The 13291-nt window shown below is 65.8% G+C and carries 14 protein-coding genes; 2 read left to right on the forward strand and 12 right to left on the reverse strand.

Annotation, left to right across the window (positions count from 1 at the left end; translation table 11 throughout):
* Positions 1–50 precede the first annotated feature (50 nt).
* The 11 genes from FLQ03_RS15630 to FLQ03_RS15680 form a co-directional block, all read right to left on the reverse strand.
* Positions 51–1394: an ABC transporter transmembrane domain-containing protein gene (locus FLQ03_RS15630; protein WP_144373111.1), complete on the reverse strand. Its 1344-nt coding sequence runs from the start codon at positions 1392–1394 to the stop codon at positions 51–53.
* A gap of 202 nt (positions 1395–1596) precedes the next feature.
* Positions 1597–1974 (reverse strand): hypothetical protein, encoded by a 378-nt coding sequence (locus tag FLQ03_RS15635; RefSeq protein WP_144373112.1) that lies wholly within the window; start codon positions 1972–1974, stop codon positions 1597–1599.
* Between the two features lie 39 nt (positions 1975–2013).
* Entirely contained in the window at positions 2014–2784 is a 771-nt protein-coding gene (locus tag FLQ03_RS15640) for an MBL fold metallo-hydrolase (protein ID WP_144373113.1), read from the reverse strand.
* A 9-nt stretch (positions 2785–2793) separates the two neighbouring features.
* Positions 2794–3573 carry a TatD family hydrolase gene (locus tag FLQ03_RS15645; protein ID WP_144373114.1) on the reverse strand — a complete coding sequence of 260 codons (780 nt, stop codon included), beginning with the start codon at positions 3571–3573 and terminating at the stop codon, positions 2794–2796.
* Between the two features lie 60 nt (positions 3574–3633).
* Positions 3634–4005 (reverse strand): PilZ domain-containing protein, encoded by a 372-nt coding sequence (locus tag FLQ03_RS15650; protein WP_144373115.1) that lies wholly within the window; start codon positions 4003–4005, stop codon positions 3634–3636.
* A 19-nt stretch (positions 4006–4024) separates the two neighbouring features.
* Positions 4025–5020, reverse strand: coding sequence for a DNA polymerase III subunit delta' (gene holB, locus FLQ03_RS15655; RefSeq protein WP_144373116.1), 996 nt, complete (start codon positions 5018–5020; stop codon positions 4025–4027).
* Positions 5020–5643 carry a dTMP kinase gene (tmk, locus tag FLQ03_RS15660; protein ID WP_144373117.1) on the reverse strand — a complete coding sequence of 208 codons (624 nt, stop codon included), beginning with the start codon at positions 5641–5643 and terminating at the stop codon, positions 5020–5022. The genes holB and tmk overlap by 1 nt, the downstream gene beginning before the upstream one ends.
* On the reverse strand, positions 5643–6641 hold the full coding sequence (mltG, locus tag FLQ03_RS15665) for an endolytic transglycosylase MltG (protein ID WP_144373118.1): 999 nt from the start codon (positions 6639–6641) through the stop codon (positions 5643–5645). The genes tmk and mltG overlap by 1 nt, the downstream gene beginning before the upstream one ends.
* A gap of 61 nt (positions 6642–6702) precedes the next feature.
* Positions 6703–7257 (reverse strand): DUF2946 family protein, encoded by a 555-nt coding sequence (locus FLQ03_RS15670; protein ID WP_144373119.1) that lies wholly within the window; start codon positions 7255–7257, stop codon positions 6703–6705.
* An 8-nt stretch (positions 7258–7265) separates the two neighbouring features.
* Entirely contained in the window at positions 7266–9743 is a 2478-nt protein-coding gene (locus FLQ03_RS15675) for an ABC transporter permease (RefSeq protein WP_170252450.1), read from the reverse strand.
* Positions 9740–10435, reverse strand: coding sequence for an ABC transporter ATP-binding protein (locus FLQ03_RS15680; RefSeq protein ID WP_144373120.1), 696 nt, complete (start codon positions 10433–10435; stop codon positions 9740–9742). Before FLQ03_RS15680 ends, FLQ03_RS15675 begins: the two co-directional genes overlap by 4 nt.
* Here FLQ03_RS15680 and FLQ03_RS15685 point away from each other — a divergent pair.
* Both FLQ03_RS15685 and FLQ03_RS15690 read left to right on the forward strand, forming a co-directional pair.
* Entirely contained in the window at positions 10434–11039 is a 606-nt protein-coding gene (locus FLQ03_RS15685; RefSeq protein WP_144373121.1) for an arylesterase, read from the forward strand. The genes FLQ03_RS15680 and FLQ03_RS15685 overlap by 2 nt on opposite strands.
* A gap of 142 nt (positions 11040–11181) precedes the next feature.
* Entirely contained in the window at positions 11182–12399 is a 1218-nt protein-coding gene (locus FLQ03_RS15690) for an MFS transporter (RefSeq protein WP_144373122.1), read from the forward strand.
* Between the two features lie 81 nt (positions 12400–12480).
* On the opposite strand, the gene FLQ03_RS15695 is transcribed toward FLQ03_RS15690, so the two are convergent.
* Complete coding sequence (locus FLQ03_RS15695; protein WP_144373123.1) at positions 12481–13095, reverse strand: peroxiredoxin; 615 nt, start codon at positions 13093–13095, stop codon at positions 12481–12483.
* Between the last annotated feature and the right edge of the window lie 196 nt (positions 13096–13291).

Consider the following 13291-nt stretch of genomic DNA (forward strand, 5'->3'; position numbering starts at 1 on the left):
CTGTCACCGGTAGAGTACGAGAAGCAGTATTTCCAACGGCTCAAGAGTGTCTAGAGAAGCTGGGGCGATTCACTTTGCATGACCAGCCAGGCACCCACAATCAGGATGGCCAGCGTCATAACCTGCTCCAACGCACCGGCGACCACGCTATAGGTATTGCCTACCTGCTTGGTAGCAAAGCCAGCGGCCAGATACTGGGCCAGATAGCTGCCATAGCGCTTGCCCACATCTGGCTCCATCTGCAGCGACTTGACCGTGGCCATGCCTGCCAGGTATTCGGTAAGAAACGCCTGGTTGCGCGCGCCCAGCAGAAACTGCTGGTCCAGCCGCTGGCGGAACACCGGCACCATCAATACGCTTGCCAGTACCACCAGCAACAGTATGCCCAGTGCAATCAGGGTGAGCTGCCAGCTATAGGCAAACATGACCGCCAGGAAAATCAGCAAAAAGGGCAAGTCCAGTACCAAGCTGACGGCAGCGCCAGAGATGAACTCACGCAACTGTTCTACCCCGTGCAAGCGGGCTACCAACGTACCGGTGGGGCGTGCTTCAAAATACCCCAGCGGCAGGTGCAGCAAGTGCTGCATGACCTTGTCGCCCAGCACCGCGTCGATACGGCTGCCGGTATGCAGTACCAGATACTGCCGCAGCCAGCTCATGCCACTGGTAAACAGCATGAATACCACCAATGCAACGCCCAACACCTGCAGGGTGCTTTGCGACTGGTGGGCGATCACCTTATCGATAATGACCTGGGTAAACAGGGGCGTGGCCAGACCGACAAGCTGAATGGCCAGGCTGGCCAGCAAAATATCGCGCCAGATGGCACGGTGGCGTAGCAACTCGGGGATGAACCAGGCAAAACCGAACGGTTTGGCTGCCGGCTGCTCGCCATCATCTGCTACGGCAGGCTCTGCCTGTACCAGCAGTAACAGCTGGCTCTGGCTGATAGCCTTGGCATCCTGTAGCGCCAGCTGTTCTACCTGCTGCTCGCCAGGCTTGACCCAGCCGACCTGGACACCATGCGGAGCCGCTTCGTATTGCACCAGCAGCACCGGCATCAGCACAGGCTGACCTGGGGCTTCTTGCAGATCCGCGCCGGACAATGCGGATGCGAGAGCCTGCGCCAGAAAAGCCACGGCAGGCAGGGGTAAGGTCTGATTTTTTTCCGGCCATGGTTGCAAGCCCGCCTGGATACCCAGCAAGGCCAAGGCCTCAATCAGCGTGGGGTAATCAAATGGCGGCGGGTAACGCGCCAGGATCAGCGTGGCATCAAAGGGGCGCTGATACAGCTGCGCCACGCTGGCCAGTAGCCAGAGGGCAGCTGAAGTATCGATAGCTGGGCAGGGAGTGCTGCTATCTGTTGTAACGCCAGCATCGGTATTGACGGGCATGATGCACACATGAATAAGGTATGACTTCTGGATTGTCCAAGTCACCCAGCATCAATGCCATATAGCTAAAATGTTCGATAATTTTTAAATTGTCGGTTTTGCTCTTGTTACCACAGCTAGCGAATGGGCTGATAGCGGTACATATGAAAAAGCCGCCCGTTTTTGCGGGCGGCTTTTTGTGTATTGAACGCGGTGTAACCGCTTACTGCTGCAGCGGGCCGACTTGTGCCGGGGCGCTGGCCTGGTCGGCCGGCTTCGGCAGCAGGCGCTCCATTAGCTGGCCGGTATTGTGCTGCGGCATCGGCATCAGGTGCAGGCTGGCCCAGCCCAGGCCCAGCAGCAGCGCGGTCATGGCGCCGCCTTTTGTAATGAAGCCGTAGGCCCAGCCCACCATCTGGCGATTTTTCAGCGCAAACAGCAGCGACAGCGGCGGGATGAAGAAGGTGAGGCTGCCCCATACGATGCGGCCGTTGTTGAGGGCGGCCATGGTGACGCCCAGGCAGCCCAGGTAGAACACGGCCACGCTACCGGCGAAGATCAGGCCGACAACGGCGACAAACAGGGTAATCAGGGTTTCCATTTTTGCTTTCGGTTCGGGTTAAGGTTGGCCGCGGCGGGTCTAGCCGGCCACCTGCAGGCCATCCCACGCCACGTTGACGCCGGACGGACACTGCGCTTGCAGCGCATGGTATGCCAGCTGGTGCGTCATGTGGATGAGCCAGGTCTGTTTTGCGGCCAACCTTTGCGCCCAGTCAAGCGCGGCGGCCACGTGCAGGTGCGACGGGTAGGGTTCCGGCCGCAGGCAGTCCAGAAACAGCGTGTCCAGGCCTTGCAGCAGCGGCAGGCTGCTGTCGGGGATGGTGGACAGGTCGGTCAGCCACGCGGTGTTGCCGATGCGCCAGCCCAGGCACGGCCAGCTGGGGCCGTGCTGCAGCGGAATCGGCGTAACGGTGACGCCGGCCAGCTCAAACGGCCCGCGCACTAACTCGGTGTTCAGCACCGGCTTGTCCCACACCGGCGACGGCGGCGCCAGCGCGTAATCGAAGCGGCTGCGGATGTTGTCCAGCGTGAAGTCGTTGCCGTACAGCGTGATCGGCCCTTTTTTCACGTAGCAGAAGGCGCGCAGGTCGTCGATGCCGTTCAGGTGGTCGGCGTGCGGGTGGGTGTACAGCACCGCATCGACGCGGGTGATGCCTTCGCGCAGCGCCTGCTGGCGCAGGTCCGGCCCGGTGTCGATCAGCACGCCGGTGTCGCCGATGCGCACGTAGGCGCTGCAGCGGGTGCGGGTGTTGCGCGGGTCGGTAGACGTACACGTGGGGCAGCTGCAGCCGATGGCGGGGGCGCCGCCGCTGGAGCCGCAGCCCAGCACTGTCCACGTCAGCTGCGTCATGCGGCCCCCTTATGCGCCGGTGCGCTGCGCCTTGGCAAACAGGCGGAAGTAGTTGTCGGTGGTGGCCTCGGCCACCTGCTCGAAGCGCAGGCCGCGCAGCTCGGCAATGTGCTCGGCCACGTGCTTGACGTAAGCCGGCTCGTTGGTCTTGCCGCGGTACGGCACCGGCGCCAGGTAGGGTGAGTCGGTTTCCACCAGCAGGCGGTCCAGCGGTACCTTTTGCGCCACCTCTTTCACGATGGCGGCGTTCTTGAAGGTAACGATGCCGGACAGCGAGATGTAAAAGCCCAGGTCCAGCGCGGCGCGGGCGATGTCCCAGTTTTCGGTGAAGCAGTGCATTACGCCGCCCACGCTGTCGGCGCCGTGTTCGCGCATCAGGCGTACGGTGTCGTCGGCCGAGCTGCGGGTGTGCACTACCAGTGGCAGGCCCACGCGGCGCGCGGCGCGGATGTGGGTGGCAAAGCGCGCGTGCTGCCAGGCCAGGTCGCCCTCGCACCAGTGGTAGTCGAGGCCGGTTTCGCCGATGCCTACCACCTTGGGGTGGGCAGCGTGCGCCACCAGCTCGTCTTCGCTGAATTCTTCGGCGTCCGGGTCATCCGGGTGGATGCCGACGGTGGCAAACAGGTTGGCGTGCGCTTCGGCCAGGCCGATCACTTCCGGGTACTTGGGGCGGCTGACGCCGATGACCATGGCGTGGCTCACGCCGTTGGCGGCCATATTGGCCAGCACCTCGGGCATGCGCGCCGCCAGGTCGGGAAAATTGATGTGGCAGTGTGAATCGACCAGCATGGTGTTCCAATCTTGTGGCCGCCCGCGTTGGCCGCACAGCGCGGCGCAGGCGGCCCGGTGTTACATGGTGTGGGTGGGGCGAGTGGAATTCAGCGCGCCACCGAGCAGGGTTTCGATGCGGTCGCGCGCCTGCTTGCCGGCGTCGCCGGTGGCAAACTCGATGCCCACGCCCTGGTTACGGTTGTTGTTGGCGCCCGCCGGCGTAATCCACGCTACCTTGCCCTGCACCGCCACTTTTTGCGGGTCGTCCAGCAGCGTCAGCAGCAGGAACACCTCGTCGCCCAGGCTGTAATCGCGGGCGGTGGGCACAAAGATGCCGCCGTTGCGCAGAAACGGCATGTAGGCGGCGTACAGGGCGCTGCGTTCCTTGATCGACAGCGACAGCACGCCCGGGCGGGCGGCATCGTTCTTGTTGGTGGCGGCGTTATCCATGGCAGGTTCCGTGTCGGGTTCAGGCCGGTTTGTTGCTGAAGGCGCGGATATAGTGCATCAGCAGCGCTTCCAGTTGCAGGCGCGTTACCAGCGTGTGCTGGCCAAAGGGTACCAGCGCGTTCAGTTCGCGCTGGCACGCCATCAGTTTGTGTACGTCCAGCCGCGGCAGCAGGCGCTGCTGCGCGTCGTGCATGGCTGGATAATAGCGAAGGCTGCCGGCCAGCTTCAAACTGGCCAGGTCGTGCAGCCACTTGCCCAGCCACTGCAACGGCAGCGCCAGCGGCAGTTTGTGGCGGTCCAGCTTTTCCACGGCGGCCAGCAGGCTGGCCAGCGCCGGCTGCGTCAGCGCCTGTACGAAGTCGCGGCGCAGCGTGGCCAGCTCGTCGTCGTGTTCAAAGATGGGCATGCCGCCATGAAAGGCCAGCTCGGCCTCGGCGTGCACCACGCCGCGCTGCTGCAGCCAGGCCAGGGCCACGTCGGGCTGCGGCGCGGTAAGCGGAAACTGGCGACAGCGGCTCTTGATGGTGGGCAGCAAGCGTTGCGGCGCGTCGCTCACCAGCAGGAACACCACTTCCGGCGGCGGCTCTTCCAGCACTTTCAGCAAGGCGTTGGCCGCAGCCGGATTCAGGCTTTCGGCCGGTTCCACCACCACCACGCGGCGGCCGCCGCGGTGCGAGCTCAAATGGGCAAACTCGATCACGGCGCGCACGCCGTCGATCTTGATCACCGGCAGCTTGCGCTTGCCGGCTTTGGCGTCGTCGTCTTCGTCGTCGCTGGCCGGCGCCAGCAGGCGGTAGTCGGGGTGGTTGCCGGCGGCAAACCAGTGGCAGGCCTGGCACTGACCGCAGGCACGGTGGTCGGCGCCGGGCGCCTCGCACAGCAGCGCCTGCGCCACCTGGTGGGCAAACTCGCTCTTGCCGATGCCGGCCGGGCCGGTAAACAGCCAGGCGTTGGGCAGGCGGCTGAAGGCGGTGGCCAGGCGTTGCCAGTCGTCGTGCTGCCACGGGTAGCGCATCAGGCCTCCTGCAGCCGCGCCAGCGCGGCGGCGATGTCTTGCTGGATGGCGTCAATATCGCCGCGGGCGTCGATCACCACGAAGCGGCCCGGGTTGGCCTGTGCCCGCGCTAGGTACATCTGGCGCACGCGCTGGTGAAAGTCTTCGCGCTCGCGCTCGAAGCGGTCCGGCAGGCGGCTTTGCGACAGGCGCGCTTGCGACACTTCCAGCGGCACGTCCAGCAGGATGGTGAGGTCGGGCTGCAGGCCTTGCTGCACCCAGTGTTCGAGGATGGCAATGCGCTCGGCCGGCACGCCGCGGCCGCCGCCCTGGTAGGCGAAGGTGGCGTCGGTAAAGCGGTCGCTCACTACCCAGCGGCCGGCGGCCAGGCTGGGGCGGATCAGCGACGACACCAGCTCCTGGCGGCTGGCGAACATCAGCAGGGTTTCGGTATCCAGCGTGGCTTCGGTGTCGATGTCCAGCAGGATCTCGCGCAGCTTTTCGCCCAGCGGCGTGCCGCCCGGCTCGCGGGTGAACACGGTGTCGATGCCGGCCTGTTCCAGGTAGCGGCGGATGAAGGCCAGGTGGGTGCTCTTGCCGGCACCATCCAGACCTTCCAGCGTGATGAAGCGCGCCTTGGACATTACTTGCCTTTCTTCAGGATGTAGTCGCGGACGGCGGCATTGTGCTCGTCCAGCGTCTCGGAAAACTGGGACGTACCGCTGCCGTCGCCCTTGGCCACGAAGTACAGCGCGCGGCTCTGGGCAGGGTTGGCCGCAGCGTCCAGCGCCGCGCGGCCCGGCAGGGCGATGGGCGTCGGCGTCAGGCCGGCGCGGGTATAGGTGTTGTACGGCGTATCGCGGCGCAGGTCGGCCTTGGCGATGTTGCCACGGTAGCGGGCACCCATGCCGTAGATGACGGACGGGTCGGTCTGCAGCCGCATGCCGATCTTCAGGCGGTTCACGAACACGCTGGCTACCATCGGGCGGTCTTCTTCGTGCGCGGTTTCTTTTTCCACCAGGCTGGCCATGATCAACAGCTCGTAGGGCGAGCTATACGGCAGGTCGGCCGCGCGGGCTTCCCACACCGTTTGCAGCTGTTGCTGCATGCTCTGGTAGGCACGGCGGTACACGTCGAGGTCGCTGCTGCCGGGGGTGTAGAAATAGGTGCTGGGGAAGAACAGGCCTTCGGCGTTGTCGCCGGGTACGCCCAGCTCGGCCAGCAGGCGGGCATCGCTCCAGCCGGCGGTATCCTGGCGCAGGTCGTCTTCCTTGCGCAGTGCGGCGCGGAACTGGGCAAAACGCCAGCCTTCGATGATGGTCACGCTGGACTGGTCCGGGTGGCCGTCGGCAAAGCGGTTCAGGTACTGCCACATCGCAGTGGCGCCACCAAACTGGTACAGGCCGGGCTTGAGCTTGCGATCCACACCCATTACGCGCGACAGCGCCACCATCACGTAGCGGTTACGCACCGCGCCGTCGTCTTCCAGCGTACGTGCCAGTTGGGTCATGGTGCGGTTGAGGCCAACAGTGACGGTGTAGGGCTGGCGATCGGGGGTGACAGGCACCACGATCACCCAGGCCAGCCACAGCGCAAACAGTGCGGCCAACAGGGAAAATAGCCTAAGGGCGGGTCGTATCATCGGTAGAAAAAAAGCTATCAGCTGGCATCTGCCAAAACCGGCAGATCATACCATGCAGCCATCAGGGCTGTGGCGCCCGTACCAGATGGTAGGCGGCTTCCAGTTCGGCAAAAGCGCTGCGCCGCAACGGGATACCGCCCTCGGGCAACATCAGCTGCAGCGTCTGCGTACCCTGCTCCCAGGCCTGCCAGTCGGCGTCGGCCGGCTGGCGGCCGTCGGGGCGGGAGATCAGCTCGCACAGCGCCAGCAGGTCGCGGTCGTCCACGATGGCCAGCTCGCCGCCCAGCTCTACGAACAGGCGGCCTTCTTCGTCCAGCCACGCCAACCGCGCCACGTCGGCCGCCATGTCCGGCATCAGCGCCCAAGCCTCGCCGTGGCGACGCGCTACATACGGCGCCGCCTCCAGTGCCACGAATACCTTTTGTGGCCCGTTCTGCACGTAGTAGCGGCCCTCGCCGTCGCGGGCGTAGTTGCGGCGGAAGAAATCCACCATCGCCGGCTGTTTCAGCAAACTGTCGCGCAGCCACCATTGCCCGCGGGCATCCAGCCGCAGCCAGCCGTACACGGCCGGCACATTCGGCCATTTGTCCATGGCCGCCAGTACCTGTGCATCCATATCGCTTCCTAGTTTGCGCGCAGCACTTCGCTGGGCGGCGTGTGCGTCACCCGGCGCAACAGCGGCCACGCCGCCAGCGCCACCACGCTGCCGCCGGCCAGCATGCCCAGCGGCAGCAGCCACAGGTTTAGCGCCAACGGCAGGTTGAACAGCTGCACTGCCACCAGCGCGCCCAATGCCATGGCGCCGCCGCCGGCCATCAGCCCGGCCACGCCCCCCAGCCACGCCAGCTCGGCCAGCAGCACGCTGCGCACCTGGCGGCGCGAAGCACCCAGCGCCCGCAGCAGCGCTACATCGTACAGGCGCTCGTCGCGGGTGGCCGCCATCGCCGCCCACAGCACTAACACCCCTGCGGCCAACGTTAACGCGAACATGGCTTCGATGGCCAGCGCCAGGCGGTCGATGACGGCGCGTACCTCGCGCACGATGGCGCTGATATCCACCACCGTCACATTGGGCAGCGCCGCCACCAGCCGGTTATTGAAGCCGGCGTCCGGCGCGCGGTAACTGGCAATGTAGCTGGCGGCCTGATCGCCCATCCAGCCGGCGGGAGCAATCACGAAGAAATTGGGCTGGAAGCTGTCCCACGCCACCTTGCGCAGGCTGGTGACCGGCGCCTGCCAAGTGGTGCCAGCGATGTCGAACGTCAGCGTATCGCCCTGCTTCAGGCGCAAGGTTTCTGCCAGACCTTCTTCCACAGAGAATTGCGGCGTGTTGCTGCCAAGCGGCCACCACTGCCCGGCCACGATCTGGTTACGCGGGTTGGCCGCGTCGCGCCACGACAGGTTGAACTCGCGTTCCACCAGCCGCTGCGCGCGCTCGTCGGTGTAATCGGCGGCTTTGACCGGCTTGCCGTTGACCGCCAGCAGGCGCGCACGCGTCATCGGCAGCGCCTCGGGCGCGCTGCGGCCAACCTTGGCAAAGGCTTGCGTCAGCTCGGCGCGCTGCGGCGGCTGCAGGTTGATCAAGAAGCTATCGGGTGCGTCCGGCGGCAGCGAGCGCTGCCAGGCGCCGATCAGGTCGTCGCGCACCACGGTCAGCGTCAACAGCGCCAGCAAGCTGACCGACAAGGCGGCGATCTGGATCACCGCCAGCCACGGCCGGCGCGCCAGGTTGGCCGCACCGTGGCGCCAGCCCACCGCGCCGGACAGCGGCACGCGGCGCAGCAGCAGCACAATGCCCCACGCCAGCAAGCCCACAGCGGCCAGGAAACCGCCCAGGCCGGATAGCAGCCACAACGCCAACGGGCCGTCGCCAATCTGCCAGGCGGCAAGGCCCAGCAAGGCCACCAGCGCCAGCAGCGGCGCCAGCAGCGAACGGCTGCCGGCCGGCACGTCGGCGCGCAGTACCGCCATGGCGGGCACGCGGCGCAGCGCCAGCAGCGGGGGCAAGGCAAAGCCGGCCAGCAATATCAGCGCCGACAGCGGCCCGGTCAGCCACGCCAGCCAGCCCGGCGGCGGTAAACCGTCGCCCAGCCATTGCCTGGCCAGATACACCAGCAGCGCCTGTACGCCGTAACCGGCCAGCGCGCCCAGCACGCCGGCCAGCAGGCCCAGCCACAGGAACAGGCTGCCCCACACCGTGGCCACCTCGGGCGCGGTTTGCCCCAGCGCACGCAGCACCGCCACGCTCTGCCAGTGCCGCGCCAGATAGCGGCGTACCGCCAGTGCCACCGCCGCTGCCGACAGCGTGACCGACAGGATGGCGGTCAGGCCGAGAAAGCGCCGTGCCCGCTCCAGCGCGCTGCGCACTTCGGGGCGGGCTTCTTCGATGTCTTCCAGCCGCGTGCCGGGCTTCAGCTGCGGCGCCAGCCAGTCGCGGTAGCTTTTGACCTGCGCGGCGTCACCGGCCAGCAGCAGGCGGTAGCGGATGCGGCTGCCGTCCTGCACCAGGCCGGTGGCGGCCAGGTCGGCGTGGTTCAACAGCACGCGGGGGATGAAATTGAACACGTCCACGGCGCCGTCCGGCTCGCGCAGCACTTCGGCGGCCAACACAAAGCTGCGGCTGCCCAGGCGCACGCTGTCACCCAGCTGCAGGCCCATCTTTTGCAGCAGGCGTGCGTCGGCCCACAGCTCGCCCGGCGCCGGGCTGTACACGCCCTGCTTGACGCCCTGACGGGTACGGATCTGCACCTCGCCGCGCAGCGGGTAGCCGCTGGCGACCGCTTTCAGGTTGGCCAGCACCGCTTGTTCGCGGGCAAATACCATCGACGGAAAGGTGGCGGTAGGCACCTGGCGCAGCCCCTGCGCTTGCGCGCGCTGCTGCCAGGCAGCCTCGGCCGGCGCACGGCTGTTCACCACCAGGTCGGCCGCCAGCAGCTGGCTGGCTTGCCGGGTGAGCGCACTGTCGATACGGTCGGCAAAAAACGCCACGCTGCTCATCGCCGCTACCGCCACCAGCAAGGCCAGCGCCAGCACGGTGAGCTCGCCGGATTTCAGCTCGCGCCGCAGCAGGCGCCAGCCCATCAGCCACGATAAGCGCTTCATGCCGCGCTCCGGGCCAGTACGCCGGCGGTAAGGCGGTAGATGGCGGCGCAGCGTGCGGCCAACGTCGTGTCGTGGGTGACCAGCACCAGCGCGGTGCCGGCTTCGGCGTTCAGTTCGAACAGCAGCTCGATGATCTGCTCGCCGGTGGCCGGGTCCAGGTTGCCGGTGGGTTCGTCGGCAAACAGCAGCGCCGGGCGCAGCACAAAGGCGCGCGCCAGCGCCACGCGTTGCTGCTCGCCGCCGGACAGGTGGCGCGGGTAGTGGTCCAGCCGGTGGCCCAGGCCCACGCGCTGCAGCATGGCGGCGGCGGCAGAGCGGGCGTCGGCGCGGCCGGCCAGCTCCAGTGGCAGCATCACGTTTTCCAGCGCGGTGAACTGCGGCATCAGCTGGAAGTTCTGGAACACAAAGCCCACCTGCTCGCGGCGCAGCAGCGCGCGGCCGTCTTCGTCCAGGCCGGATAGCGGCTGGCCCGCCAGCCACACCTCGCCGGAACTCGCCGCGTCCAGGCCTGCCAGAATCGCCAGCAAGGTTGACTTGCCGCTACCGCTGGCACCGACGATGGCCACGCTCTCGCCGGCGGCCACGTCCAGGCTGGCATCGTGCAGAATGGCCAGCTGCTGGCCGTGGTAGTTCACTTGCCGGGTAACGGCCTGGGCGCGCAGAATCGCGCTGTTTACCGAAGAGGATGTCATGTTGATGATCAAGCGCTGTCTGTTGTTGGCCTGCCTGTTGGCCGCACCGCTGGCTCAGGCTGGCAAGGTAGTGGTGTTCGGCGACAGCATTTCTGCCGCCTACGGTCTCAACCCGGCGCAGGGCTGGGTGAGTTTGCTGCAAAAGAAACTGGGGGCAAAACTCCAGGTCGTCAACGCCAGCCTGAGCGGGGAAACCACCGCCGGCGGCCTGTCGCGCCTGCCGGGCGTGCTGCAGCAACATAAACCGGACGTGCTGGTGCTGGAGCTGGGCGGCAACGACGGCCTGCGCGGTCTGCCACTACCCGCCATGCAGGATAACCTGAACCAGATGGTGCGCCTGGCACAATCGCAAAAAGCACGCGTGCTGCTGGTGGGCATGGCGTTGCCACCGAACTATGGCCCGGAGTACGGCAACAAGTTCCAGGCGGTGTTCCGCGACGTAGCGGCGGCACGCAAGACAGCGCTGGTACCGTTGCTGGTGAAGGGTTTCGAGCGTGATTTGGGCAAATTCCAGCCCGACGGCATCCACCCGGCTGCCAGCGCGCAAGCCCAGATGCTGGACAACGTGCTGCCGGCGCTGTTGCCCTTGCTACCCAAATCCTGACCCTGGCTGCTGTTTTCTGCCCGGAACGCAGCGTTTTCGGCCAAACTTTGCCACCTTCATGACGTTACCGTTACGCTGGGGTGGGCGCCATTGCCCATCCGGCGTTCACGCCGGCTCACCTCCCTCCCACAAGGAAACCGTCATGTTGGCCGCCATCGCCCCTACCCTCGGGCGCAAACTGCTGTCCCCTTTCCGCGGCTTGCCCGCGTCTGTCTACATCCAGATCGCCGCCACCCTGATCAACACCATGGGTGGCATTGCCAAGCTGTTCCTGCCGCTGTTCTTCCTGGAACGCTACCAGCTGCCGTACACGCAGATCGGCCTGCTGATGAGCTGCTACGGCCTGGGCATGTTTGCCGGCTCCTACCTGGGCGGCGTGCTGTCCGACCGCTTCGACAGCCGCCACCTGGCCTGTACCCTGCTGTTGGCCAGCGGCGTGCTGACCCTCAGCCTGGCGCTGTCGCTGCCGATATGGGTCTATGTGCCGCTACTGGTGGCGTGCGGGCTGGCCGACGGCAGCTTCCGCCCCTGCAATATGCGGCTGGTGCTGGAGCCGTGCTCGCCGACGCAGCGCCCCACGGCGCAGGGGCTGTACCGCATGTCGTTCAACCTGGGCACCTCGCTGGCCGGCATTACCGGCGGCTTGCTGGCGGCCTACGGCTATCAATGGGTATTCGTGGCGCAGGGTTGCGCCAGCCTGCTGGCCGGGCTATGGGTGTGGGCCGCCTATCGCCGCCTGGGCGGTAGCGCACCGCTGCACGTGGCTAGCATGCAGCACAGCGAGGGGCTGGCCTCGCCGTGGCGCGACGCCGACTTTTTGCGCTTCATGCTGGGCTTGCTGCTGATCGTGGCGGTATTCGACCAGATGTACGGCACCATGGGCCTGTACCTGCGCGAACACTACCAGCTGGGCCCGCAGTGGATCGGCTATCTGTTCACCCTCAACGGCCTGATGGTGGTAGGCCTGCAGGTGTGGGTGGCGCGGCGCATTACCCGCTGGGGCATTGTGCGCTGCTCGCAGCTGGCGGTGCTGTTGCTGGGCGGCAGCTACCTGCTGCTGAACCTGGGCACCCACATCGTTTGGCCCATGCTGGCCATGGTGGTATTAACGCTGGGCGAGGTATTGCTGTCGCCCACCTGGTCCACCGTGGCGATGCAGTGCTCGGAAGGCCGCCAGCGCGGCCGCTACCTGGGCATCTACAGCGCTGGCTGGGGCGGGCGCACGCTATACGCACCGGCTGCCGGCACCTGGTTTTACGGCCACTTCGGCGGCGCCATGCTGTGGTGGGCCTGTGCCGGCATCGCCGTCCTTACCGTGCTGATCCAGCACCGGCCACTGCAGCGCTTGCTGGCACGCTGACCGACACCTGAAAACACAAAAGCCCCGCGCAAGCGGGGCTTTTGACATCCTGCGGCCAACCTTACGGCTGGCGGAACGGGATTACAGGTCTTTGGCGTTTTCGGCCAGGTAAGCCGCTACGCCTTCGGCGCTGGCGGTCATGCCTTTTTTGCCTTTGTTCCAGCCAGCCGGGCACACTTCGCCGTGCTCTTCGGTGAACTGCAGGGCGTCAACCATGCGGATCATCTCGTCCACGTTGCGGCCCAGCGGCAGGTTGTTCACGACCTGGTGCTGTACCACGCCGGCCTTGTCGATCAGGAAGGAGCCACGGAAGGCCACGCCGCCGTCAGCTTCTACATCGAAGGCTTTGCACAGTTCGTGCTGGATGTCGGCAACCAGGGTGTAGCCCACTTGGCCGATACCGCCTTTTTCTACCGGGGTGTTGCGCCATGCGGCGTGGGTGAACTGGCTGTCGATGGACACGCCGATCACTTCCACGTTGCGGGCCTTGAACTCGGCCAGGCGGTGATCGAAAGCGATCAGTTCGGACGGGCACACGAAGGTGAAGTCCAGCGGGTAGAAGAACACTACGGCGTATTTGCCGGCAGTGGCTTCCTGGAAGGAGTAGTTGTCAACGATCTGACCATCGCCCAGCACGGCGGAGAAGGTTTTTTCACCAGCAAAGAACGGGGCTTGTTTGCCTACGAGTACGGCCATGAAAGTCTCCTTGGGAAAAACAGTGATTTGGTCCGGTTGATCCGGCTGCTGCGGCGGTTATAAAGCAGCCGCCAGCCACGCTCAAATTGAAAATGCCAATCCGGGCGATAGCGGTCGGCAATCATCCAGCCTACCGATGCCAGATGACGGCAGGATGACGCTTTATCAAGCGCCAGACACATAAAAAACGGGCCCC

Origin of the sequence: Vogesella urethralis (assembly GCF_007644045.2) — a bacterium.
In the GTDB taxonomy this organism is placed as follows: Bacteria; Pseudomonadota; Gammaproteobacteria; order Burkholderiales; family Chromobacteriaceae; genus Vogesella; species Vogesella urethralis.